At 37.4% G+C, this 23,124-nt stretch carries 25 protein-coding genes; 15 read left to right on the top strand and 10 right to left on the bottom strand.

Annotation, left to right across the window (positions count from 1 at the left end):
- Nucleotides 1-27: 27 nt before the first annotated feature.
- On the bottom strand, nucleotides 28-1,074 hold the full coding sequence (locus tag BW964_RS01845) for an HlyD family secretion protein (protein ID WP_076504224.1): 1,047 nt from the start codon (nucleotides 1,072-1,074) through the stop codon (nucleotides 28-30).
- Between the two features lie 5 nt (nucleotides 1,075-1,079).
- A complete protein-coding gene (locus tag BW964_RS01840) occupies nucleotides 1,080-2,417 on the bottom strand; it encodes a TolC family protein (RefSeq protein ID WP_228432095.1) in 1,338 nt (445 codons plus the stop codon).
- A 74-nt stretch (nucleotides 2,418-2,491) separates the two neighbouring features.
- On the opposite strand from BW964_RS01840, the gene BW964_RS01835 reads away from it, so the two are divergent.
- A complete protein-coding gene (locus BW964_RS01835) occupies nucleotides 2,492-3,358 on the top strand; it encodes a helix-turn-helix domain-containing protein (RefSeq protein WP_228432093.1) in 867 nt (288 codons plus the stop codon).
- 386 nt (nucleotides 3,359-3,744) lie between these two features.
- On the opposite strand, the gene rplI is transcribed toward BW964_RS01835, so the two are convergent.
- From rplI to BW964_RS01800, 7 genes are all read right to left on the bottom strand, one after another.
- Nucleotides 3,745-4,263: a 50S ribosomal protein L9 gene (rplI, locus tag BW964_RS01830; protein ID WP_073336303.1), complete on the bottom strand. Its 519-nt coding sequence runs from the start codon at nucleotides 4,261-4,263 to the stop codon at nucleotides 3,745-3,747.
- A gap of 169 nt (nucleotides 4,264-4,432) precedes the next feature.
- Nucleotides 4,433-4,735: a 30S ribosomal protein S18 gene (gene rpsR, locus BW964_RS01825; protein WP_034706728.1), complete on the bottom strand. Its 303-nt coding sequence runs from the start codon at nucleotides 4,733-4,735 to the stop codon at nucleotides 4,433-4,435.
- Nucleotides 4,736-4,767: 32 nt separating this feature from the next.
- Complete coding sequence (rpsF, locus tag BW964_RS01820; RefSeq protein WP_076504221.1) at nucleotides 4,768-5,109, bottom strand: 30S ribosomal protein S6; 342 nt, start codon at nucleotides 5,107-5,109, stop codon at nucleotides 4,768-4,770.
- Nucleotides 5,110-5,452: 343 nt separating this feature from the next.
- Nucleotides 5,453-6,805 (bottom strand): chloride channel protein, encoded by a 1,353-nt coding sequence (locus tag BW964_RS01815; RefSeq protein WP_076504220.1) that lies wholly within the window; start codon nucleotides 6,803-6,805, stop codon nucleotides 5,453-5,455.
- A gap of 277 nt (nucleotides 6,806-7,082) precedes the next feature.
- Nucleotides 7,083-8,396, bottom strand: a complete 1,314-nt coding sequence (locus tag BW964_RS01810) for a dihydrolipoamide acetyltransferase family protein (protein WP_076504218.1) — start codon at nucleotides 8,394-8,396, stop codon at nucleotides 7,083-7,085.
- Nucleotides 8,397-8,459: 63 nt separating this feature from the next.
- The gene (locus BW964_RS01805) at nucleotides 8,460-9,287 is read right to left on the bottom strand and encodes an SAM hydrolase/SAM-dependent halogenase family protein (RefSeq protein ID WP_073336310.1); all 828 of its coding nucleotides are present in this window, start codon (nucleotides 9,285-9,287) and stop codon (nucleotides 8,460-8,462) included.
- 183 nt (nucleotides 9,288-9,470) lie between these two features.
- Nucleotides 9,471-9,971, bottom strand: coding sequence for a YagU family protein (locus tag BW964_RS01800; RefSeq protein ID WP_076504217.1), 501 nt, complete (start codon nucleotides 9,969-9,971; stop codon nucleotides 9,471-9,473).
- A 178-nt stretch (nucleotides 9,972-10,149) separates the two neighbouring features.
- Here BW964_RS01800 and BW964_RS01795 point away from each other — a divergent pair, with 178 nt between their 5' ends.
- From BW964_RS01795 to BW964_RS01765, 7 genes are all read left to right on the top strand, one after another.
- Complete coding sequence (locus BW964_RS01795; RefSeq protein WP_073336313.1) at nucleotides 10,150-11,106, top strand: PhoH family protein; 957 nt, start codon at nucleotides 10,150-10,152, stop codon at nucleotides 11,104-11,106.
- A 107-nt stretch (nucleotides 11,107-11,213) separates the two neighbouring features.
- Nucleotides 11,214-11,885 carry a porin family protein gene (locus BW964_RS01790; RefSeq protein ID WP_076504215.1) on the top strand — a complete coding sequence of 224 codons (672 nt, stop codon included), beginning with the start codon at nucleotides 11,214-11,216 and terminating at the stop codon, nucleotides 11,883-11,885.
- Between the two features lie 110 nt (nucleotides 11,886-11,995).
- Nucleotides 11,996-12,649, top strand: a complete 654-nt coding sequence (locus BW964_RS01785) for a porin family protein (RefSeq protein WP_076504214.1) — start codon at nucleotides 11,996-11,998, stop codon at nucleotides 12,647-12,649.
- Between the two features lie 125 nt (nucleotides 12,650-12,774).
- On the top strand, nucleotides 12,775-13,272 hold the full coding sequence (locus BW964_RS01780; protein WP_076504212.1) for a hypothetical protein: 498 nt from the start codon (nucleotides 12,775-12,777) through the stop codon (nucleotides 13,270-13,272).
- Between the two features lie 159 nt (nucleotides 13,273-13,431).
- The gene (locus tag BW964_RS01775) at nucleotides 13,432-14,106 is read left to right on the top strand and encodes a hypothetical protein (RefSeq protein ID WP_076504211.1); all 675 of its coding nucleotides are present in this window, start codon (nucleotides 13,432-13,434) and stop codon (nucleotides 14,104-14,106) included.
- 363 nt (nucleotides 14,107-14,469) lie between these two features.
- Complete coding sequence (locus tag BW964_RS01770) at nucleotides 14,470-15,078, top strand: outer membrane protein (RefSeq protein WP_076504209.1); 609 nt, start codon at nucleotides 14,470-14,472, stop codon at nucleotides 15,076-15,078.
- A 90-nt stretch (nucleotides 15,079-15,168) separates the two neighbouring features.
- Nucleotides 15,169-15,822 carry a porin family protein gene (locus BW964_RS01765; protein ID WP_076504208.1) on the top strand — a complete coding sequence of 218 codons (654 nt, stop codon included), beginning with the start codon at nucleotides 15,169-15,171 and terminating at the stop codon, nucleotides 15,820-15,822.
- 64 nt (nucleotides 15,823-15,886) lie between these two features.
- Here the strand turns inward: BW964_RS01765 and ffh are convergent, their stop codons facing one another.
- Nucleotides 15,887-17,248 carry a signal recognition particle protein gene (ffh, locus tag BW964_RS01760; RefSeq protein WP_076504206.1) on the bottom strand — a complete coding sequence of 454 codons (1,362 nt, stop codon included), beginning with the start codon at nucleotides 17,246-17,248 and terminating at the stop codon, nucleotides 15,887-15,889.
- A gap of 190 nt (nucleotides 17,249-17,438) precedes the next feature.
- On the opposite strand from ffh, the gene BW964_RS01755 reads away from it, so the two are divergent.
- The 7 genes from BW964_RS01755 (at nucleotide 17,439) to atpG (ending at nucleotide 22,877) form a co-directional block, all read left to right on the top strand.
- Nucleotides 17,439-17,810, top strand: coding sequence for a hypothetical protein (locus BW964_RS01755; protein ID WP_034725372.1), 372 nt, complete (start codon nucleotides 17,439-17,441; stop codon nucleotides 17,808-17,810).
- A gap of 59 nt (nucleotides 17,811-17,869) precedes the next feature.
- On the top strand, nucleotides 17,870-18,970 hold the full coding sequence (atpB, locus tag BW964_RS01750; RefSeq protein ID WP_076504205.1) for a F0F1 ATP synthase subunit A: 1,101 nt from the start codon (nucleotides 17,870-17,872) through the stop codon (nucleotides 18,968-18,970).
- Between the two features lie 47 nt (nucleotides 18,971-19,017).
- Nucleotides 19,018-19,212: an ATP synthase F0 subunit C gene (atpE, locus tag BW964_RS01745; RefSeq protein ID WP_002979108.1), complete on the top strand. Its 195-nt coding sequence runs from the start codon at nucleotides 19,018-19,020 to the stop codon at nucleotides 19,210-19,212.
- An 86-nt stretch (nucleotides 19,213-19,298) separates the two neighbouring features.
- Nucleotides 19,299-19,796: a F0F1 ATP synthase subunit B gene (locus BW964_RS01740; protein ID WP_048506909.1), complete on the top strand. Its 498-nt coding sequence runs from the start codon at nucleotides 19,299-19,301 to the stop codon at nucleotides 19,794-19,796.
- Nucleotides 19,797-19,798: 2 nt separating this feature from the next.
- Nucleotides 19,799-20,338, top strand: a complete 540-nt coding sequence (atpH, locus tag BW964_RS01735; RefSeq protein ID WP_076504203.1) for an ATP synthase F1 subunit delta — start codon at nucleotides 19,799-19,801, stop codon at nucleotides 20,336-20,338.
- A gap of 18 nt (nucleotides 20,339-20,356) precedes the next feature.
- Complete coding sequence (gene atpA / locus BW964_RS01730; protein ID WP_076504202.1) at nucleotides 20,357-21,934, top strand: F0F1 ATP synthase subunit alpha; 1,578 nt, start codon at nucleotides 20,357-20,359, stop codon at nucleotides 21,932-21,934.
- Between the two features lie 76 nt (nucleotides 21,935-22,010).
- Nucleotides 22,011-22,877, top strand: coding sequence for an ATP synthase F1 subunit gamma (gene atpG / locus BW964_RS01725; protein ID WP_076504200.1), 867 nt, complete (start codon nucleotides 22,011-22,013; stop codon nucleotides 22,875-22,877).
- Nucleotides 22,878-23,124 lie beyond the last annotated feature (247 nt).

Below are 23,124 nucleotides of genomic sequence, written 5' to 3'. Positions count from 1 at the left end.
CATTCTCTAACACTCAACACAAAATCACTATATTTTCTTGGCACTTACCAGAACATTCATTCCGGAAAGAAGTTTCTCATTATTTTGATTATTATTAAGGATAATTTTTACGGGAAATCTTTGCTCAATCTTGACAAAGTTTCCTGTTGCATTGTCTGGTTTTACAAGGGAAAACTGTGAACCGGACGCAGGCGATACGGAAACCACTTTTCCTTTAAATTCAAGGTCAGGGTACGCATCGGCAGTGATCGTTACTTCCTTATTCGGATCGATCTGTCCCAGCTGTGTTTCTTTGTAGTTAGCTATGATCCATTTTTCTTTGCTTACGATTTGTAACAGAGCCTGGCCTTCTTTGATCAGCTGTCCCTCCTGGATTGTTTTCTTTCCGACCCATCCGTCATAAGGCGCTGTAATCACGGTATAGGAAAGGAAAAGTTGAGCGTTGTTCAGGTTTGCAGAGCTCTGCTGAATCTGGCTTTTTACGGGAGCAACTTTGGTCTGTTGCTCGCTGGCCCCTGCTTTTACTGCTTTTTTCTGTTGTTCTAAAGCTAAAAGATTGGCTTTTGCCTGCTCATACGAAGCTTTTACGTTTTCAAACTGCTGTTCCGTTGCCGCATCTTCGGAAACTAAATTTTTGTACCTTTTAAAATCCTGTTCCGTTCTCCAGATATCAATTTTTGCTGAAGCTATTTTGGCATCGATGATTTTTGAGTCACTTTCTTTTGTATTCACTCCACTTTCTATGGTGGTGATGTTCTCCGCATTGGCATGAAGCCCTGCCTCCGCCATTCTAACCTGATTAACGAATTCCCTGTTGTCTATAATAATCAACGTGTCTCCTTTGCGCACAAACTGGTTTTCGTCAAACCGTATGGTTTTAATAAACCCTGAAACTTTGCTGGAAACAGGGGTGATGTACTGTTCGATCTGAGCATCATTGGTGGTGACATTTTTTCTTGAAAAAAGATAAAAGCTTACCATTCCCGTAATTCCGCTGATGATGAGAATCCAGGCCAGGAGCGTGATTGTTTTGTTGATTCTTTTTTCCTTTTGTGTCAGTTGTTTCTTTGCCATAGTTTTTATAAGTTGCCAATCGTGTACTGGAGTTGGTAATATTTTAATTGTCGGTTAATTTTTACGGAGATCAGATTGGACTCGGCCTCCAGATAAGCATTGTCTGCATCGATGAGTTCGGTGATCAGACTGAGCTTGTTCGCGTATTTTGTTTTTACAATTCGGTAGTTTTCTTTGGCCTGGCCTATGGCTTCCTCTGCGATTTTTACTTTCTGATCGGTCTCTTCAAACTTTTTGTATGCTTCATAAACGTTATGCCTTACATTCTCGTCGTTCTCCTCAATCTGAAGTTTTGCCAGATCAATATTCTCTCTGGCTTCCTGCATTTTGTACTTATTTTTATACAGATTTTCGATAGGATAGGTAAGATTCACCCCCAGCATTCCCAAACGGTAGGCATAAGGCTCAGGAGGAAAAAACATCATATTCGGGTATTTTATAAAATATTCGCCACCTGCGGTGATCTTAGGTAAATAATTTGCTTTAATGATCTTCTGATCCAGTACCTTTAATGATAGGTTCTTATGGGTCATTTCTACCGACTCATTCTTATGTAAAGCTGTTTCGGTCAGTTCATTGATGTAGGGAATCTCTGCTCTGTCGGAGATAAGATCTTCGGTATCCACATGCATTTCCTGGTTTTCCGGAAGAGAAAGAATCGTTTTAAGCTTATGTTCCGCAATCTGGATGTCATTATCCAGTTCTGTCCAGCTCATGGTATGATTTGATAGCTGTAAAGAGGTTCTCAATACTTCATTGACTGTGACAACCCCATTAGCTTTTAAAGATTTGACCTGTTTGATATTGATCGAATCTTCCTTCATTTTATTATTGATAAGACTAAGTTGTTCTTTGAGATGATGGATCTGAAGAAAAGCTGTAATAATTTCCATTTTAAGTTGCCTTTCATCGCGATGGGTTTTCAATGCCGAGATTTCAGTATCAATGGATGCTTTTTTCTCTGTGTTTTTAATTTTTCCACCCATGTATACCGGAATAGACGCAGAGAGGGTAAAATCATACATCCCGTTGATGATGTCATACTTGGTGGCCTTATTGAAAAAACCGTTTTGATGCTGGAAAAGATTCGTTACCTGGTTGTAGCTGGTATGGAACTCAATATCCGGGAGTTTCTCCATTGCCAGGTCTTTTTCTCTGGTGACAGACATTTCCTGTTTTAAATGGCTTATCTGAATGTTTTTGTTATTTTTTAAACCGGTTTCTATCGCCTGTTGAAGACTTAGACGCTGGTAATCGATCATTTGTGACTGTAAAAAACTACCTGCCAGCAGTAAGCACAACGACATGCACTGATATCGGCATGCGTTAAATATCATATTCATAATTTATTTAAAGGATTTTTGATAAAGTGATTTTGATGCTGCAAAGTTACGGTGGAGAGCATCGGACCTGATTTGTGAAAACAGAAAAAGATTTGCTCATTTACGCCAATGTGAAATTTTCTTCTTACCTTTCATTAATGAATGACAGCCATTTTAAAGCAGTAGAGGAAGATGATGCAGAATTTTATGTCTATCATGTGCTCGCAGGAGACGTTACTACAGAGATTCATCATCACAGTTCTGCCCAGCTGGTGTATGCAGAGGGAGGAATCGTGCATGTTTTTACCGACCTCAAACACTGGTATCTTCCTGCCAGATGTTTTATGTGGATCCCGGCAGGAATCCCTCATTATATTTTTTCAACCAGTCCAAAAGTTGATCTTTATAATTTTTACTTTAAAAAAGAAGAAAATGAGAATGGCTTTTTTGATGAAATTAATATTTATTCCGTGAGCCATCTCCTGAGAGAGATGATTTTATATACAAAAGATTGGGATGGGAAAATCACAAAAAATGATGTTCCAAAATATTATTTCCTCAAAGCTTTAAAAGGAATTCTTCCTGAGAAAAGAGATAAAAAGCTGGCCTTTCCGGTTCAGCATCCATTTCCAAAAGATGAGACACTGCTGAAGATTGCCAAGTATATTCATGCCAACCTTGAAAAGCCTCTTACCATTGAATCTACGGCGAAAGAATTCGGGATGAGTACCAGAACCCTTTCCAGGAAGTTTAAAGAGATTTTGGGGATGAATTACGTGCGTTTTCTGCGTGCCTTGAGGATTACCCGTTCTTTAGAACTCATGCTGGAAGGAAAGTACAATATGTATGAGATTGCGATGATGGTGGGGTATAACAGTCTGTCTTCTTTCAGTAATATTTTCAAGAAGGTTATCGGAGTGTCACCAACGGAATATCAGCAGAAGCTGAGAGGCGATCATTGATTTTGAAGTTTTTTTTAACGCAAGGTTCACTAGGATTTTCTTATAATAATTGGAAAATATTTTTCGTTCGCAATGGCGTTTCACTCAGAAAAGGGTGGAGGCTTATTAGCGGCTTCGGGAGCGTCAGAGTCCAGATGTGAGTCTTTATCTTCATCATTCATGAAAGTTTCTTGAAAATGGGTTGACTGTTATTTGTATTTAAGGCTGTCACCTTAGCCCCGATAGGAACGGTTACCCCGCAACTTGAAGTGGGGCGTGGGAGGGATTTTGGAGTTGCCAAGTGCTGGCGTGAGGAGTATGAGTGGATAGCGGGATGAAGCTTCACAAAAGGATTAAAAACAAAAAACCACTTCAAAAATGAAGTGGTTTATATATTTGAGAAGATATTAAGCTTCTTCAGAAGGAGTTTCTTCTACTACTTTAGCTTTAGGAGCAGCTGGTTTAGGAGCTTCTACCGGAGCGTCAGATACAACGTCAAATTCGAAGTTGTACTCAACATTTCTGTGTAGTCTGATGTTTGCAGTCACTTTACCAGTTCTCTTGATTGTGTTCCCTGGGATTTTGATGTATTTCTTCTCTACAGAAACTCCAGCTTTAGCAAGAGCAGCAGATAGGTCAGAATTGTTGATAGATCCGAATAGCTTGTCACCAGAACCTACTTTTGCAGGAATTGTGATAGAAGTTTTCTTCAACTGATCTACTACACCGTTAGCGGTAGCGATTAGTTTAGCTTCTTCTTCTTTTCTAGCTTCTAAAGTAGCTTCAAGAGCTGCTTTGTTTTTAGGAGTTGCTAAAAGTGCAATTCCCTGAGGAAGTAAGAAGTTTCTAGCATAACCAGGCTTTACGCTTACTGTATCAAACTCAAGTCCTAAGTTTTCTACGTCTTTTTTTAGGATGATATCCATTGTTGTTGTCCGTTTTTAGTTTTAGAACCAAGACTAAAGAGGCAAGAACCAAGACATTACATCTTTTATCTTTTGATCTTCTGTCTTTTCTCTAAAAATCGTTAGAATTAAAATTATTTATTCAGCAACAAAAGAAGAGGTTGCCCTCTTCTCTTATTTATTTTTTGTCTTATTTCAATAAGTCAGCTACGTAAGGTAGTAAAGAAAGGTGTCTTGCTCTTTTGATTGCAGCAGAAACTTTTCTTTGGTATTTTAAAGAAGTTCCAGTGTATCTTCTTGGTAAGATCTTACCTTGCTCGTTTACAAACTGTAATAAGAAATCAGCATCTTTGTAATCAACGTGCTTAATTCCGTATTTTTTGAATCTACAATATTTCTTTTCAGATTTTGTATTGATATCAAGTGGAGTAAGGAATTTTACTTCTGATTCTCCTCCAGCAGAGGCTTGTTTAGCCATTTCGTCTATTGCCATGTCTTGTCTTTTTTAAAAAATAGGGTTAATAATTAAGCTCTAGCCGCTTTGATTTTACTTCTTCTAGTTACAGCGTACTCAACAGCATGCTTGTCAAGTTTTGTAGTCAGGTAACGAATTACTCTCTCGTCACGTTTGAATGCTAATTCTAGGTCAGCAACTACAGTACCTTCACCTTTAAACTCGATTAAAGTGTAGAATCCATTCTTTTTCAATTGAATTGGATAAGCTAATTTTTTAAGTCCCCAGCTTTCTTTGGCAACGATTTCACAGTTCTTTTCTTTTAAAAGATCTTCAAATTTTTTCACTGCTTCCTCTACCTGAGCATCAGATAGAACGGGAGTTAAAATGAAAACAGTTTCGTAATTGTTCATAATGTTAAATGAATTTGTTAATTATTTCGAGGTGCAAAATTAGAAAATATATTTGGAATATGCAATACTTGGGTGGATATTTGTGGGTGGATTTTCGGGATCAGATTTCAGACATCAGACATCAGACATCAGACATTAGATTTCAGATACTAGACTTAAAGGTTAAGGCTGAAATTGAAGTTAGAGATACTAATGGTGAATTTTAAGCTGTAAGAGTGGGGAGATATTAGTTCGAAGCATTTAATCAAAATAATGGATATAGTACAATTGTTATATCAACCTTTTTGCTACCAATAAGCAACCAGCAACCAGCAACCAGCAACCAGCAGCACATATCCCAAATCTACTCCTTCTCCCTGATCTCCGCCAGAAAATTCACCTTGATCACATCATATAAAGAATGTCTGCTCACGAGAATAGAGGCTATAGAAGAGACCATTCCTGCCAGCATCAGATGAAAGATCAATGAATGTCTGTCCGTCATTTCCAGTACAATAATCGCCGATGTAAAAGGAGCTCTTGTAATCCCGGTAAGAAAGGCTACCATTCCGGCAAGAATGACAACATTGGTTTCGTTGGAGGTTAAATGAATCGCTCCGGAAATCACAGATCCGATACTCGCACCCGCCGTCAGCGCAGGAGCAAATATTCCGCCTGCACCACCGGATGTGAAAGAAAGGGCAGGGCCCAGCATTCTTAAAACCGGGACATACCATTCTTCATGCTTATCTTTTGTAAAAAGCACCCGTTCCATAATTTCCTTTCCGGACCCAAGGATTTCCCTATTGATAAAGTAGGCGATGGACGCGATGAACAGTGCGCAGATCACGAGAAAAACAATATTGGCTCTGTCGGTTTTAAGTTTTCTTTTTTTCCAGTCACTCATTTTGAGCATCATGACAGAAAGCTGGCTGGCCAGAATTCCAGCCGTTCCTGCTACAAGAATAATAGGAAACATCACCATTAATGAAACATCATTTGTTTTCGGATATCCTAAATAGAGATAAGATCCTGCTAAAGTCTGGGCCGTTAAACCTGCAATGATTACCGCCGTAAACAAGGCCGTTTTGAAATAATTGATATGCGTTTTAGAAAGTTCTTCCACCGCAAAAACAATTCCACCCAAAGGGGTGTTAAATGCCGCTGCAAGTCCTGCTGCTGCCCCTGTCATAATCATATTTTTCTTAGAGATTTTCGGCCACCAGTGGGGAAGATATTCATTGACTTTTCTGAAAACAGAGCCTGCAATCTGAATGGTGGGCCCCTCCCGTCCCACAGCTCCGCCTCCGATGACCAGAACAACTGATGAAAGGATCTTAAACACAATGATCTTTAAACTTAAAAGATTCCTGATTTTTGTGTGTTCTTTAGGGTTGGCAAGCTCTACTGCAGCCATCACCTGTGGGATCCCGCTTCCTTTAGCGTATGGAGCGAATTCTTTTACCAGCCACCAGGAAAGGACAAAACCGATGGGAGCAATAATGAAAATCGTCCAGGCGTGCCAGTTCATCATGAAATTCAACAGATGTTCGCCCCAAGCAAATATCTTGGCATACATCACTGCAAAAAATCCGGTGATTACAGATCCTATCCAGAAAGGAATCGCCTGAAGAAGGTTATTCTTCAGCTGTTCGTTGCGGATATTGTCAAAAGACTTTTTAAGGCCTTTTCGCAGGAGGGAGAAAATTTTCAGCATTTGTGGAGTAAGACGTTTTATTGAACTGAAAAAATAGGAAAATTACATGATAACTAAAAATTTCTGCTGTAAAAAATAACCGACTTCAGGGAAGTGGGATAAAATAGAATGATAAAAGACTTCTATACTTGATTTTTGATGTGTTTTTTATTTAAATGTACAGATAATCTTTAATAGAAAAAAACCTCCGAAAAAGTCGGAGGTTTTGTATGGTAAAATGTTTTGATAAGATCAGCATATTCTTTGGAATACGGTCTCATTTATCAATCATCATAGATTAAATTTCTGTGTTCAGATCCCAGTTCTGAAGGTAATCATGAACATGCTTAAGCATCATTCCTCCTAAAGATCCGTCTACGACTCTGTGGTCATAAGAGTGAGACATGAACATCAACTGACGGATAGCAATTACATCACCATCTTTAGTTTCAAGAACCGCAGGCTTTTTAACGATAGCACCAATTGCTAAAATAGCGACCTGAGGCTGAGGAATAATTGGAGTTCCCATAAGGTTTCCAAAACTTCCTACGTTAGAAATCGTATAAGTAGCTCCCTGAGTGTCTTCCGGTCTTAATTTCTTGTTTCTCGCTCTGTACGCTAAATCGTTGATGGCTTTTGCCAAACCTGAAAGAGATAACTGATCAGCATTTTTAATGACAGGAACGATAAGGTTTCCGTCTGGTAAAGCCGTAGCCATACCAATGTTGATATTTTTCTTCTTAATAATATTCTCACCACTGATAGATACATTGATCATCGGGAAATCCTGGATCGCTTTCACGATTGCCTTGACGAAAATCGGCATGAAAGTTAATTTCTCACCCTCACGTTTTTCGAAAATATCTTTATGCTTGTTTCTCCATTTTACAACGTTGGTAACGTCTGTTTCGATGAAAGAAGTAACATGTGGAGCAATATGTTTTGCTTTTACCATGTTTTCAGCAATGATCTTTCTCATTCTGTCCATCGGAATGATTTCATCACCTGCTGCTGCAGAAACAGTAGATACCGGCGCTGAAACCGGAGCTTTTGGTGCTGCAGGAGCTGTCTCCTGTACCGGTGCAGCTTGTTGAGCCGGCTGATTTCCTCTGTTGGAAACGTAGGCTAATATATCTTCTTTGGTAATTCTTCCCTCTAATCCATTTCCTTTAATAGACTTCAGTTCAGATTCAGAGATGTTTTCCTGCTGTGCTATTGATTTTACTAGCGGAGAAAGATAAAGGTCTCCTGAGAATTCTACAGCTGAAGCAGCTTGTAACGGCTCTTCAATTGTTTTTAAGGTTTCAGTATCCGGAGCGGCTGCAGGAGTTTCTGTTGTCACCTCCTCTAAAGCTGTATTTCCGCCTTCTCCTTCAATTTCTAAAATAGCAATGGCTTCACCAACTTTAGCAACTTCGTCCTTCTGTTTCAGGATTTTTACAATTTTCCCCGAAACTGGTGTCGGAACGTCTGAATCTACCTTATCTGTTGCAATTTCAACTACGGAATCATCCTCTTTTACATTATCACCTTCATTGAATAACCAAGTGATAATTGTCGCTTCCATAACACCTTCTCCCATGGAAGGAAGCAATAATTTGTATTCTGCCATTTTTAATTTTTAGATTTTGACAAATATATAAAAAAAATCGGTTTTTTTATGAAATATATAATCTTAGACGAATTCAACATAAATATTCTCGCCTACATTAAGTCCAAACAGGCTTTTGGCCCCGTTTTTTTTACTCCCTTTATAGATCGTGAGCTCCAAAAGCTGACTGTCATTGAAGATCGCAGCCGACTGTCCGTGGAATTCCGTTTCCCTTTCCCAGTCCGAAACTACTTCGGTGTGACTTGAAAACACTCTTGAAAGTGTTAAATTCCTGAATTTTATAGTAAAACCTTCATTGCCTTTACCCGTGCTTTCAAAAAAATCTTTACTGATATTTGAGATTATATTTCCGAAATTATCAATATAGGTGACTTCTCCAATGATCATCTTTTCAGACTCATTGAAGACCGGCTTGGGAAACAAAAGTTCTTTAGCCGAGTCTATTTTTCGCCCGATCACTTCCGGAAGCCCGCCATTAGCCAAATGGACGGCAGCAGGAACAAAAACATCCGTAGACGTAAAGTTCACGATATCATCAAAACGATTGTTCAAAGTGATTTCGTAGATCGCTTCCGGTTTGATGTCGAAAAAGACAAGACCTAAAAGCCCGTTATCTGCGGCCAGAAAATAAGAACCATCTGCTTTATACAAGATGTTTTTCCTTGATTTGTGGTAAAAACTGTCTACAGAAAGGATATGAATGGTGCCTTTAGGAAAATATTTATATGCGTTTCGTACGATGTACGAGGTTTGTATAAGATTGAAAGCCTGAATATCGTGGGTAATATCAATGATATTTACCTCAGGATTCAGCGACAGAATCTTGCCTTTTACAGCGGCAACCCTGTAGTCTAAATTTCCGAAATCTGAAGTAATGGTAATAATCGACATTTGTAATTTGTAGAATGATAGAAATGCAAATTTATTTAAAATAAAGGGAAATAGGGAGGTTAAGGTTCATAAAAAATTATAAAATACTCATCTGCTTCCGAATTGGTTTCCGGAAGGAAGAGGTTTGGATGGCCTGCATTCTGATTAATGTGCTTGATGTGAATGAGTTTTGTGTAAATTACATCAGAGCGCAGAAGATTTATTGTTTTTAATATATATTCTGATGATATCAATAGACCAGGCCCAAACGATATGCCCGAATAGCTCAGAAACATGTTCTTCCCAGGGCTGATTCCATGGCGCAGGAATGGTACCCATCAGCGGCATAATCACCACATGGAACAGTATATACACGATTATACCATACAATGCTCCGTTTGCCAGAGTTATTGTTTTGTAACGCTCACTGAGCCAATAATAGAGCCATGCAAAGAAAAAGCTGAACCCAAAATGCACTATAAAACTGAAAATAGGTCTGGCATTTTCATTGTACATATACGAGTAATGAGAGAGATCTTTGGTCATTCCCAGCTGTTCCAGTAAAGTTTGCGGAGGATTTGTAGCATCTCTTTCCGGAGTACGGGGAGGAAAGGGAACTTCCCATCCGAATTTGACGATCGCAGATAAAAAGCCGCCTATGAGCGTTGCTTTGCATAAAGGGAATTTTTCATTTGTGTTTTTCATTGTATTGAGAAATAATTAAAATTGGAATAAGTAAATAACAAAATAAATGTACAAATTATTGTTTACAGTTTTTGCAAGTAAGAATAAACAACTGCAAGTTGTAAAGATTGTAGAAAAGAATTGACCAAAATTTGAAAAAAAGCTTTAATTTTAAAATCTAATAAAAATAAAATACTGCATGTTTGAATTAACATATGATTTGGAAGATGTCAATGTAAAGACCTTCTATGGCGTTAATAATCAATATTTCAATTTGTTAAAATCAAGCTTTCCTACGCTTAAGATCACAGGACGAGATCATTTTATCTTCGCGATGGGTAATCAGGAAGCTTTAGATATATTTAAACTAAAACTGGATGACATTGTAAAATTTATCTCTGAAAATAATTCTATTGCTCTGAAAGATTTAGAGAATGTGTTGAATATCAAGGATGAAAACGAAAAACATCTGATTTTTGACCAGGATATTATTGTCAAAGGAGTGAATGGAAAGATTATCAAAGCTAAAACAACGAATCTTAAAAAACTGGTTAAAGAAACCGAGAAAAAAGATATGGTTTTTGCCATTGGCCCCGCAGGAACAGGTAAAACCTATACCAGTGTAGCATTGGCAGCAAGAGCTTTGAGAGATAAAGAAGTTAAAAGAATTGTTCTCACAAGGCCAGCTGTAGAGGCAGGGGAAAGTCTGGGATTTCTTCCCGGAGACCTGAAAGAAAAGCTGGATCCCTATTTACAGCCTTTATATGATGCATTGAGAGATATGATTCCTCACGAAAAACTGGAAGGTTTTATGGAGAAAAAAGTGATTGAAGTAGCGCCATTGGCTTTTATGAGAGGGCGCACCCTTGATGATGCTTTTGTGATCCTCGACGAGGCTCAGAATACCACTCATGCTCAAATGAAAATGTTCCTGACCAGAATGGGGATGAATGCCAAGTTTATCATCACCGGAGATCCCACTCAGATCGATTTACCTCCAAAGCAACAATCAGGATTGAAGGAGGCGATGAGAATTTTGAAAGATGTTAAAGAAATTGGTTTTGTCTATCTTACCGAAGAAGATGTAGTAAGACATCCGGTCGTGAAAAAGATTATTTTAGCCTATAACGAGGAAGATAAGAGGTTAAAAGATTAAGTCTTTATGATCTGAATATTATTTTTAAGTGAATTAGTGTGAGTGTAGAATGGCAATGCTGCAGTTTGAGATATATTTGACCCCATAACATCTCAAAACTAATAACCATGAGAAAATTTTTATTCACTGTTTCTGTTATACTTTCAGGAACAAGTTTGAATGCGCAAAAACTCAAGATCGGGATTAAGGGCAGTTTAGGCCGGACAGCATTGGAAACAGTCTTTGCGGATGATCCTCATCTTCATTTTGAATCTAAAGGCAGGCTGGCTATACGCGTTTCAGGAATTGTAGAGTATTATCTTAACAATCGATGGGCTGTACAGGGGGAAATTGCGCCTTCTTTACTTGGCGGAAGATTTATTTATGATGAAGACGGAACGGAAATGATCAACAAAATAAGACTTCAAACGCTCAATTTCCCGGTAATGGTCAAATATTATCCTTTTCAAAAGTTGAATATTCATGCGGGAGCAGATTTTGGGTTCTTGATAGAAGCTGAAAGCGGAGTCAGCAGAAATGTAGATCACGGACTTTTTATAGGGGGTGATTTTTTTCAGGACTTGCTGAGTGGTAAAACTGATCTTGGGCACAATATCAAAACATTTTCTGTCAATCCATTTGTAGGAGTGGAGTATAATCTGAATAATGGTTTGTTTATGGATGCCAGGTATACTTTTGGACTGTATGATATAGCTAAAAACAAGCATGGAGAAGGTTTTGAAACTTTAAAAAACAGCTACCTTCTGATGGGGATAGGCTATAAGTTTAAAAAGAAGTAAAATTTTGAAGAATTTTTATTGAGCAAGATTGACATCTGATAATGTCTAGACACTATTTGGTGTTTTTGAAAAAAAGCATTAGTTTTGCATCCGAATACTAAAATAAAATCATGAAAAAACTTTTACTTATTGCAGCAGCAGCTGCGGTTAGCATCAATTTAAGCGCTCAAGAAACAAGATTCGGAGCTAAGGCTGGTTACTCTCTTTCAACTTTAAAATTTAAAGACGGTGGAAATTCTGAAAATTCAGATCCTTCCCACACGTTCTATGTAGGTGCTTTAGTAGAGCACAAACTAAGTGATAAATTTGCTCTTCAGGGAGAAGTTTTGTACTCTCCGCTTGGAGGTAAGGTAGAAGCTGCAGAAGGTAGCGACGAAGCTTTTGTTGGAGCAAAATCAAAAATTAAATTTGGAACTTTAATGGTTCCGGTTTCTGCTAAATATTTCATCACTGAAGGTTTATCAGTTTCTGCGGGAGCAAGTTTTGGATTTATCCTTTCTGCAAAAACAAAATATGAAGTGAATGCAGGACTTGGTTTACCGGGACTTGACATTTCATTAGGAGATGAAGTTGATATCAAGGATCAGACCAATACCTTGAATATCGCTCCTTTCCTTGGTGCAGAATATGCATTGGAAAACGGATTGTTCTTTGACGCAAGGTACAATATGGGAGTTTCTAACTTAGCAAAAGATTCTGGAGACGGAAAACTAACCAACAGCTTTTTACAAGTGGGTGTTGGTTTCAAATTCGGAGGAAACTAATTCTTTAGGACTGATTTAAAAAAAACAGAGCGGGACAAATTTTTGTTCCGCTTTTTTATTGCTGCCAGGCAGAGCTATTGTTAATTTTAGTAATTTTGTGGTATCAATCAAAACTATTTAAAAAAATGAAAAAACTATTTTTACTAGGTGCTTTTGCGCTGTTAGGTAGTGCAGCACATGCGCAGGAAGGTTTTAAATTGGGAGGGCATATTGGTATTCCGGTAGGTGATGCCGGCGATGCATCTTCATTTACATTGGGAGTAGATGCTGCTTATATGTGGAATATTACAAAAGGGCTTGACCTTGGAGTTACGACAGGATATTCTCATTTTTTCGGAAAAGATCACTTTGATGATTTCGGATTTATTCCTGTGGCGGTTTCCGGAAAATACAAGTTTTCTGGAGCTCCCATCTTTGTAGGTTTAGACCTGGGATACGGAATTTCTGTAAAAGATGGAGTAGACGGAGGTTTCTACGCGCAGCCTAAATTTGGTTATCAGATGTCTAAAGGAGAGCTTTATTTGGGGTATCAGACCATCAGCAACAGACGTGATTACGGATGGTATAAAGCCAACTGGAACGTAGGGGCCATTAATATTGGGTATAATTTCTTCCTTAAATAAGAAAATATTAAAAATAATACATTAAACTCCGGCTTTTGGTCGGAGTTTAATTTTTTTTACAGGTTCACTCATAGGTGATAAATATCATGCTTTTGTTCTTTTTAATCTTGAATGAGTGATATATTTTTGGGGCTTAATAACCTATTAAAATTTTAAATTATGAGAAAGCTTAAAGCTTTACTGTTCATGTCAGTTCTTTTATCTTCATTATCATGTCAATCGGATCTCAATGAAGATGTATCGTCTAATGAAAGTAAGGAAACGAAAATTGCCTATACAATAGATGGCAAAACTGCAACAATGACTTATAATAGTAAGAACGAAGTAATCAAAGATGATCAGTTCTACAGTCTGAAAGATTATCTGGAAAAAACGACTACCGTTGATTATTTACAGTTTGCAGGAAGCAAAGAAGTGCAGTTGAGAACCAAAATGGCAGCACAGAAGCCTGCAGCGAAAGGCGTTATATCACGAGTGTGCAGCGGCTGGTATAAATTATATGATAAAGATGGAAATTTACTCCTTGAGAGACATTTATCAGAAGGGTATCAATATACCGACGATATAGGTTTGATTAATAACGAAAATCTAGCCCTTAAAAACACGTATTTTATACAGGCATCCAATTGCATGTTGTATTTAACTGCAGCTAAATTTTCAGGCTTACCTCGTAATAAATGGACATTTGACATCAATGTAAGCCAGATTATAGATTCACGTCAACAAACAGGGTACTACTTCCTTGTTCCTGGAGCTTCTATGAATGGACATTTTGTACCGGCAGGGCAGTTATTTTCAGTTAAAGGAACGTACAATTGCTACGTGTCTGCCTAGTTTTATTGCTAACGTATAGGGTAAAAGGCTGCTTTAATGTATTTAAAGCAGCTTTTTAGTTTTAATTTAAGACTAATGCATTAAATATTAACATTTTAAGACAATACCGTTTACAATAATTTAAAATAGTAAGGGATTTATAAGAAAATGGTAAATCTAAAAAAACAAGTATATTTCAGTCCTGTTGTAAAATTGTAATTTTTTTATTCTAAATATTGTGAAAAAAACAAAAGCCTATGATGGATACATTTTAATGTCGAAAAATACCAATATTCATCAATGATATTAATCACGTTAACAAATTTTAATATTAGCCGGACCCACTGTAAATTTGCCCTCAGAAAGTATTAAAATTATTATAAAATGAAAAAATTAGTATTAGCTGGTGCCATTGCACTTTTCGGTTTATCTAATGCACAGATTGCAAAAGGAACGACTTATGTGTCAGGAACTTTAAACTTTTCTTCAACAGAAAACAACAATAACAATAAAACAAATAACGAATTAACTTTAGTTCCTACAGTAGGATACTTTGTTGCATCTAACGTAGCTGTTGGGGTAGGAGTAGGATATGCTTCTGCAACTGAGAAAGTAGACGGAGACGTAGTTGACACAAAATTCACTAAATCTGCTGTTGTTGTTGAGCCTTTCGTAAGAAAGTACTGGACTTTAGGAGAGAAATTCTTTATCTTCGGTCAATTATCAGTACCAATGCAATTTGGAAATGATAAGAATGAAGTATCTACAAGCAACACTTCAGTGACTACAAAAGAGAAATTCAACTCTATCGGAGTTGCGGTTAAGCCAGGTTTAGATTATTTCTTAAACAAAAACTGGACTCTTGAAGCTACTATCGGTGAATTCGGTTACAGTAACTTTAAATACAAGGATGCTAAGAGCGTAAATAACTATAATTTCGGTCTTGATTTAGCATCAGTTGGAATTGGAGTTAAATATGTATTTGCTAAGTAATTAACAAACACATTTATAAAATAAGAGCCCTAAGATTTATTTTGGGGCTTTTTTTATCTTTAAAAACTATTTTTAAAATTAATAATAATCATGAAAAAAATCTTATTAGCATCAGCTCTTGCATTTTTTGCAGGGATGAATGCACAAACAAAATTTGGAGTAAAAGCAGGGTATGCCTTATCAAATTTAAAATCTAATGAAGATCTTGATGCTTTTGAAGGCGCAAACGGAGGTTTGAAATCTAAATCAGGGTTTTATGTAGGCGCTTTGGTAGAGCATAAATTCACTACTAAATTTGCTTTGCAGGGAGAAGTTCAGTATGCCAATCTGGGAGGTAAAGTTGAAGTCTCAACCATGGGAATCACAGTGACAGAAAAATTGAATTTTAATAGAATCGTAGTTCCGGTATCGGCGAGATATTATGCTACTCCTGAATTAGGATTGTATGCAGGGCCTTTTGTAAGCTTTAGAACAAGTACTAAAGTGAATATAGATGTATCAGGAGGAATGGCAGACCAACAGTTGTTGAATGCGGGTGAAAATGCTTTAGAGAAGAATTTTGACGACAATCTTAAGTCTACAGAATTTGGACTGTTTTTAGGAGCTGACTATAATGTATACAAAGGATTATTTGTCGATGCACGTTACAGTTTCGGACTTACCAATATGATTAAAAATCCATCCAACGACGAGAAGTTAAAAATGAATTTCTTCCAGATCGGGTTAGGATACAAATTCAAATAAAAAAATAAAAAACTCTCAGAATTTCTGAGAGTTTTTTTATGTCTTATTATTTTAAGCATTGTTATTATTTGCCCATCATTCCGCCCATTCCCGGCATATTTGGCATTTTGCTCATCATCTGCATCATTTGTTTTCCCTGAGGTCCCTGCATCATCTTCATCATTTTACCCATCTGGTCAAACTGCTTCATTAATTGATTGACATCTTCAATCTTTCTTCCTGCTCCTTTTGCAATTCTCTGCTTTCTCTGGCTGTTAATGATAGAAGGTCTTCTTCTTTCGTCCGGAGTCATAGAGTAGATGATCGCTTCAATGTGCTTGAATGCATCATCGCTGATCTCCACATCTTTGATCGCTTTTCCAACGCCAGGGATCATTCCCATCAGGTCTTTCATATTACCCATCTTCTTGATCTGGTTGATCTGCTTCAGGAAGTCATCAAAACCAAACTCATTTTTAGCAATCTTTTTATGAAGTTTTTTAGCTTCTTCCTCATCAAACTGCTCCTGAGCTCTTTCTACCAGGGAAACAACGTCTCCCATTCCCAGAATTCTGTCGGCCATCCTTTCCGGATAGAACACATCCAAAGCTTCCATTTTCTCACCCGTAGAGATGAATTTGATTGGTTTTTCTACTACTGAACGAATCGTTAAAGCAGCACCCCCTCTCGTATCACCGTCCAATTTGGTAAGAACAACACCATCAAAATTCAAAGCATCGTTGAATGCCTTAGCTGTATTCACCGCATCCTGACCCGTCATGGAATCTACGACGAATAAGGTTTCCTGAGGTTTGATAAAGTAATGTACAGATTTGATCTCGTTCATCATCTGCTCATCAATCGCAAGACGTCCTGCGGTATCGACGATTACCACATCATGGCCGTTTGCCTTTGCAAAAGCAATTCCATTTTCAGCAATGGTAGATGGATTGGTAGATCCTTCTTCCGTAAATACCGGAACTCCAATCTGGCCGCCTAATACTTTAAGCTGATCGATCGCAGCGGGACGATAAACGTCACAAGCTACCAATAAAGGTTTTTTTGCTCTTTTTGTTTTTAAATGATGAGCCAGTTTTCCTGAGAAAGTAGTCTTACCGGAACCTTGCAGACCCGCAATAAGGATCACAGACGGTTTCCCTGAAAGATTGATGCCTTCCTGAGAACCTCCCATGAGTTCTACTAATTCGTCATGAACGATCTTCGTCATCAGCTGTCCCGGTGTAAGGGAAGTAAGAACGTTTTGCCCTAAAGCTTTATCCTGAACTCTTTTGGTAAGATCTTTTGCAACTTTATAGTTAACGTCGGCATCTACCAACGCTCTACGGATCTCCTTTACGGTTTCCGCTACGTTGATCTCTGTGATTTTTCCGCGTCCGGAAATATTATGTAAAGCCTTGTCTAATTTATCCTGTAAACTATTAAACATATTGATTGTAAATTATAGGTTTGCAAAAATAAGGAATTTTTAGCATATCTAAAGTGTTCGGACACGTAATATTATATATATAGAAAAAATGATAAAAATCAAATCGTATGAAAATACGATAGAAAAAGTCTATTTTTGCGATCAATTAAAATAAACCTTGGTATTTATAGAGGTTGAAAATAAGTTTACAATGAAATTAAATCCTAATATCCTGGTCACGGTATTATTCTTTTTAACATTTTTGATCCACTTTTCCCTTTGGAAATTTGTTTTTCACTTAGATGAGATTATTATTGTTAAATTTTATCTTTTTTTAAGTGTCATGTTTATGCTGATGATTACGATGATTGTTTTAATTAATAGAGTAGTGCCTGAATTTTTAGGACTCTCTGTGATTGGATTGATCCTTTTAAAATTCGGTTTAATGTACTTAATCAGGAAAAAATTGAACTTTGAAGTCATTCCAGGCTATAAATTTCATTTTATTATCCCTTATTTCGTCCTGACCACGCTGCTTACCTACTATGCAATTAAGCTGATTAATCATGACAAAAAACAGTAAAATTATTTATTGAAAATAGAAAAAATATTATATTTTTGCACAACGAAAAAAACCTATCAATGTTTAAGAAATTCGCAGTTTTATTCTACAGTATTTTTGTATTAAACTTAGTGTCCGCACAGCATGGTGAGGCTGCTGCTGGAACAGCTCCTGCACAAGAGCTTTCAGAAAAAGACAAAACAAGTAAAGAAAACAAGGAGTTCATCGATCATCACTTGTTGGATGCTCATGACTTTACATTGATGGTGGATAAAGATGGTCACCACATCGGATTTCCTCTTCCGGTTATTTTTTATGATAACGGATTCCATGCTTTTATGAGCAACAGTAAAGAAGGTTTCATGCACGGTGAGCCAACTGAAGTAGATGGTTCTTACTATACATTACACCACGAAAAGATTTATAAAACAGATGCAGCGGGAACTTTGACCCTTGGAGAGGATGGTCATCCTACTAATGAAAAGCCTTTAGATCTTTCTATTACGAAGAGTGTCCTTATTCTTTTATTAGTATCTGTCTTCATGCTGGTATTATTTGCCGGAATGGCTAAGTCTTATAAGAAATCAGTAGTTCCTACAGGAGCGGCAAGATTCTTAGAGCCGTTAATCATTTTCGTAAGAGACGAAGTAGCGATCCCGAACATCGGTCATAAATACAAAAGATTTATGGGATACTTACTAACTGTATTCTTCTTTATCTTATTCCTTAACGTACTAGGATTAATGCCATTCGGAATCAATGTTACAGGTAATATTACCATGACATTCTTCCTTGCCATCCTTACGTATTTAATTACTACATTCTCTGCTAACAAAGATTACTGGAAGCATATCTTCTGGATGCCGGGAGTTCCTGTACCAATGAAGCTGATCATGTTGCCAATCGAATTATTAGGAACAATCACTAAGCCTTTCGCATTGATGATCCGTCTTTTTGCTAACATGACAGCAGGGCACATCGTAGTAATGAGTTTGATCGGATTGATCTATGTATTTAAGAACTTCGCAGCTGGTGTTGCATTCCCGTTCTTAACATTAGTAATTTATTTATTGGAAGTATTGGTTGCATTCCTGCAGGCTTATATCTTTACGATGTTATCAGCTTTGTTCATCGGAATGGCAGTACAGGAGCACGAGCACGAACATCATGCAGCTCACTAATTGAACTTGATCATTAAAGTAAAACAAATTTTTTTAAATTATATATTATGGAAATCCCTAAAATTGTAGGTGCTGGTATCGTAGTACTAGGTGTAGGTATTGGTCTTGGTAAAATCGGAGCTGCTGCTCTTGAAGCTATCGCTAGACAACCTGAGCAATCTGGAAAAATCCAAACAGCTATGCTTATCGCTGCTGCACTTGTTGAAGGTGTTGCGTTTGCTGCTCTATTCGCAGTAAACTAATTAAAATCAAACCATTACCCATAACGGTTGGTTACGGGTAATGGTTATTTAAGAAAAAAAGTAATAATTATTTATACATTTATATAATGGAATTAATTCACCAGTTTTCATCAGGATTATTTATTATCCAGTCTGTTATTTTTCTAGCATTATTATTTTTGTTAGGCAAATTTGCTTGGAAACCTATTTTAAAATCGATCAACGACAGAGAAACTTCTATTGTTGATGCTCTTAATCAAGCTAAATTAGCAAGAAAAGAGATGGAGACTTTAAAAGAGGATAACGAAAGAATTATTCGTGAAGCTAAAATCGAAAGAGATGCTATCCTTAAAGAAGCCAGAGAAATTAAAGATAGAATCGTAGGTGAGGCTAAAGATGCTGCTAAAAACGAAGGAGACAAAATCATTGAAGCCGCTAAGCAGACGATCCAGACTGAGAAAAACGCTGCCATGGCAGACATCAAAACTCAAATCGGTGCTTTATCTGTAAACATCGCTGAATCTATCCTTAAGCAGAAGTTGGATAACAACGAAGCTCAAAATGAATTAGTTCAAAATTATTTAAACAAATCTAACCTTAACTAAGAATGCTTACATCTAAAGTAGCTAAAAGATACGCACAGGGATTGCTTGACTTCACCAACGAATCAGGCCAGACAGCTGCTGTATTTTCTGAAATGAAAGATGTAGTGAAGATCATGTCTCAATCTGTGGATTTGAACAAGTTCTTTCTTACCCCTTACATTGATGCAAAAAAGAAAATAGAGGTAGCAGACCAGATCTTCAAAAGTTTGTCGGTTTCTTCACTGAACCTGATCAGACTAGTGATCAAGCACGGGCGTGAAACCCAGCTGAAGAACATTGCTCAGGAGTTCATCAATAAGGTAGAAGATATCAACGGAGTACAGAGAATTACTCTTACTACAGCGACTCAGCTTTCTCAAGAGAACATTGATCAGATTCTAAGATCTACCGATCTGGTAAAAGCAGGTTCAAACTTTGATCTTAATGTAAACGTAAAACCTGATATCTTGGGAGGTTACATTTTAAGAGTAGGAGACCAGCAGATCGATGCATCGGTGAAAACCAAATTGAGTCAGATTAAAAAAGATTTTCATTTAAATTAAGAAAAAAACAACCATATAATGGCAGAAATAAATCCGGCAGAAGTATCTGCGATCTTAAAACAACAGTTGGCCAACTTCGACACTCAATCCAACGTTGAGGAAGTAGGTACAGTTTTAACCATCGGTGATGGTATTGCTCGTGTATACGGGTTAGAAAATGTACAGTACGGTGAGTTGGTAAAATTTGCTAGTGATGTAGAAGGTATTGTACTTAACCTTGAAGAAGACAACGTAGGGGTTGCTTTACTTGGTGAAAGTAAATTGGTAAAAGAAGGAGATACAGTAAGAAGAACAAACAGAATCTCTTCTATCAAAGTAGGAGAAGGTATGTTAGGAAGAGTAGTAGATACTCTTGGTAATCCTATCGATGGTAAAGGACCAATCGAAGGAGAACTTTACGAAATGCCATTGGAAAGAAAAGCTCCTGGAGTTATCTTCAGACAGCCGGTAACTGAGCCTTTACAGACAGGTATCGTTGCGATCGACTCTATGATCCCTGTAGGAAGAGGTCAGAGAGAGCTTATCATTGGTGACAGACAGACAGGTAAAACTACTGTTGCGATCGATACGATCATCAACCAGAGAGAATTTTTTGATGCAGGGAAGCCTGTATATTGTATATATGTTGCGATCGGTCAGAAAGCTTCTACTGTGGCACAAATCGTTAAAACCCTTTCTGATAAAGGAGCTTTAGCATATACTGTCATCGTTGCGGCTAACGCATCAGATCCGGTTCCAATGCAGGTATATTCTGCAATGGCAGGAGCCTCTATCGGTGAGTTCTTCAGAGACTCTGGTAGACCGGCATTGATCGTTTATGATGATTTATCTAAACAAGCAGTAGCGTACCGTGAGCTTTCTCTACTATTGAGAAGACCACCGGGCCGTGAAGCTTATCCTGGAGACGTTTTCTATCTTCACTCAAGACTATTGGAAAGAGCAGCAAAAGTTATCGCTGATGACAAAATTGCTAGCCAAATGAATGATTTACCTGAGTCTTTAAGACCTATCGTAAAAGGAGGAGGTTCATTAACTGCCCTTCCAATTATCGAAACTCAGGCTGGTGACGTTTCTGCGTATATTCCAACCAACGTAATCTCTATTACAGACGGACAGATCTTCTTGGAGTCTGATCTATTCAACTCAGGGGTTCGTCCTGCGATCAACGTAGGGATCTCTGTATCAAGAGTAGGAGGTAACGCTCAGATCAAGTCAATGAAAAAAGTATCTGGTACCCTTAAGTTAGACCAGGCACAATATAAAGAATTGGAAGCGTTCGCTAAGTTCGGTTCTGATCTTGATGCTTCTACTTTAGCCGTAATCTCTAAAGGAGAAAGAAACGTAGAACTTCTTAAGCAGCCGGTAAACTCTCCGCTTCCTGTAGACAGTCAGGTAGCTATGATTTATGCGGGTACTGAAAACTTAATGAGAAACGTTCCTATTAAGAAAGTAAAAGAATTCCAATTAGAATATATCGAATTCTTAAGATCTAAGCATCCTGATACAATGGCAGCGATTAAAGCTGGTAAAATCGACAACGATATTACAAACGTTCTTAAGCAGGCAGCTAACGATTTAGCTTCTAAATATAACTAAAATCTTCATTGTTTAAGGTTTAGAATGTCAAGTTTTAAACCTTAAACTTTAGACCATAAACTTTGAACCCAAATTAATGGCAAACTTAAAAGAAATACGAGGCAGAATTACGTCAATTTCATCTACGATGCAGATCACACGTGCTATGAAAATGGTTTCCGCAGCGAAGCTTAAAAAAGCACAGGATGCAATCGTAATGCTAAGACCTTACTCTGAAAAATTACAGGAAATCATCCAGAATGTAAATTCTAGCTCTGATCCTGATCAGATTTCTGTTTATGCTCAAAAAAGAGAAGTGAAGAGAATTCTTTTCATCGCTGTTACTTCAAACAGAGGTCTTGCAGGAGCTTTTAACTCATCTATTGTAAAAGAACTTAACATTCAGTTTAGAGATAAATCTCAGTACGAAGTTGAAGTGCTTACCATTGGTAAAAAAGCTTTTGACGCTGTAAGAAAAACACGTACAATATACTCTAACGAAAGTGCTGTTTTTGATAACTTAAACTTTGATACGGTATCTCACGTTACCGAAGGAGTAATGAACAGCTTCAAAGAAGGTAAATTTGACGAAGTTTATTTGATCTATAATAAATTTGTTAATGCTGCTACTCAGGAAGTAACTGCTGAACAGCTTCTTCCGATTTCTATGGCTGAAAAAGCTGAAGAAACCCAGGTAGAAACAGATTATATCTTTGAACCGAACAGAAATGAAATTTTGGACAATTTGATTCCGAAAGCAATCAAAACTCAGGTTTTCAAGGCTGTTTTAGATTCAGTAGCATCTGAGCACGGCGCCAGAATGACGGCGATGCATAAAGCTACAGATAATGCACAGGAGCTTAAGAATGATCTTGTCATTTTCTACAACAAAGCAAGACAGGCTGCTATTACAAACGAAATCTTAGAGATCGTTTCAGGAGCAGAAGCTTTGAAAAATTCATAAAGAATTATTTTAATATCATAGTAAAGCATCGACACTGTCGGTGCTTTTTTTGTTGGATTAAATTTATGGAGAGAGAAGATGGATGCTTAAAGTTATTTTCTTTGGTTTTCAATACTTTTTATCAGCAATCAATAATACTTTAGCTATTCTTTTGCTTGTTAAATCCCTCATCTTTCCGGATCTATATTCCTTATTCAAAAAAGATTTTAAATCGTTTTTAAGCACCCTACAAGCTTTCATTTTCCTC

This window comes from Chryseobacterium shigense (genome assembly GCF_900156575.1).
Classification (GTDB): domain Bacteria; phylum Bacteroidota; class Bacteroidia; order Flavobacteriales; family Weeksellaceae; genus Chryseobacterium; species Chryseobacterium shigense.
Note: the sequence above shows the minus strand (reverse complement) of the source record. Positions and strands in the feature narration are given on the sequence as shown.

Bases quoted from the DNA above. Each gene is read 5' to 3' on its own strand.
- atpB (WP_076504205.1), top strand. From the start codon at position 17,870: ATGTTTAAGAAATTCGCAGTTTTATTCTACAGTATTTTTGTATTAAAC.
- BW964_RS01810 (WP_076504218.1), bottom strand. From the start codon at position 8,396: ATGGCAGAATACAAATTATTGCTTCCTTCCATGGGAGAAGGTGTTATG.
- atpE (WP_002979108.1), top strand. From the start codon at position 19,018: ATGGAAATCCCTAAAATTGTAGGTGCTGGTATCGTAGTACTAGGTGTA.
- BW964_RS01780 (WP_076504212.1), top strand. From the start codon at position 12,775: ATGAAAAAACTATTTTTACTAGGTGCTTTTGCGCTGTTAGGTAGTGCA.
- BW964_RS01785 (WP_076504214.1), top strand. From the start codon at position 11,996: ATGAAAAAACTTTTACTTATTGCAGCAGCAGCTGCGGTTAGCATCAAT.
- atpA (WP_076504202.1), top strand. From the start codon at position 20,357: ATGGCAGAAATAAATCCGGCAGAAGTATCTGCGATCTTAAAACAACAG.
- rplI (WP_073336303.1), bottom strand. From the start codon at position 4,263: ATGGATATCATCCTAAAAAAAGACGTAGAAAACTTAGGACTTGAGTTT.
- rpsF (WP_076504221.1), bottom strand. From the start codon at position 5,109: ATGAACAATTACGAAACTGTTTTCATTTTAACTCCCGTTCTATCTGAT.
- BW964_RS01770 (WP_076504209.1), top strand. From the start codon at position 14,470: ATGAAAAAATTAGTATTAGCTGGTGCCATTGCACTTTTCGGTTTATCT.
- BW964_RS01795 (WP_073336313.1), top strand. From the start codon at position 10,150: ATGTTTGAATTAACATATGATTTGGAAGATGTCAATGTAAAGACCTTC.
- rpsR (WP_034706728.1), bottom strand. From the start codon at position 4,735: ATGGCAATAGACGAAATGGCTAAACAAGCCTCTGCTGGAGGAGAATCA.
- BW964_RS01800 (WP_076504217.1), bottom strand. From the start codon at position 9,971: ATGAAAAACACAAATGAAAAATTCCCTTTATGCAAAGCAACGCTCATA.
- BW964_RS01775 (WP_076504211.1), top strand. From the start codon at position 13,432: ATGAGAAAGCTTAAAGCTTTACTGTTCATGTCAGTTCTTTTATCTTCA.
- atpG (WP_076504200.1), top strand. From the start codon at position 22,011: ATGGCAAACTTAAAAGAAATACGAGGCAGAATTACGTCAATTTCATCT.
- BW964_RS01845 (WP_076504224.1), bottom strand. From the start codon at position 1,074: ATGGCAAAGAAACAACTGACACAAAAGGAAAAAAGAATCAACAAAACA.
- BW964_RS01740 (WP_048506909.1), top strand. From the start codon at position 19,299: ATGGAATTAATTCACCAGTTTTCATCAGGATTATTTATTATCCAGTCT.
- BW964_RS01805 (WP_073336310.1), bottom strand. From the start codon at position 9,287: ATGTCGATTATTACCATTACTTCAGATTTCGGAAATTTAGACTACAGG.
- ffh (WP_076504206.1), bottom strand. From the start codon at position 17,248: ATGTTTAATAGTTTACAGGATAAATTAGACAAGGCTTTACATAATATT.
- atpH (WP_076504203.1), top strand. From the start codon at position 19,799: ATGCTTACATCTAAAGTAGCTAAAAGATACGCACAGGGATTGCTTGAC.
- BW964_RS01765 (WP_076504208.1), top strand. From the start codon at position 15,169: ATGAAAAAAATCTTATTAGCATCAGCTCTTGCATTTTTTGCAGGGATG.
- BW964_RS01755 (WP_034725372.1), top strand. From the start codon at position 17,439: ATGAAATTAAATCCTAATATCCTGGTCACGGTATTATTCTTTTTAACA.
- BW964_RS01840 (WP_228432095.1), bottom strand. From the start codon at position 2,417: ATGAATATGATATTTAACGCATGCCGATATCAGTGCATGTCGTTGTGC.
- BW964_RS01790 (WP_076504215.1), top strand. From the start codon at position 11,214: ATGAGAAAATTTTTATTCACTGTTTCTGTTATACTTTCAGGAACAAGT.
- BW964_RS01815 (WP_076504220.1), bottom strand. From the start codon at position 6,805: ATGCTGAAAATTTTCTCCCTCCTGCGAAAAGGCCTTAAAAAGTCTTTT.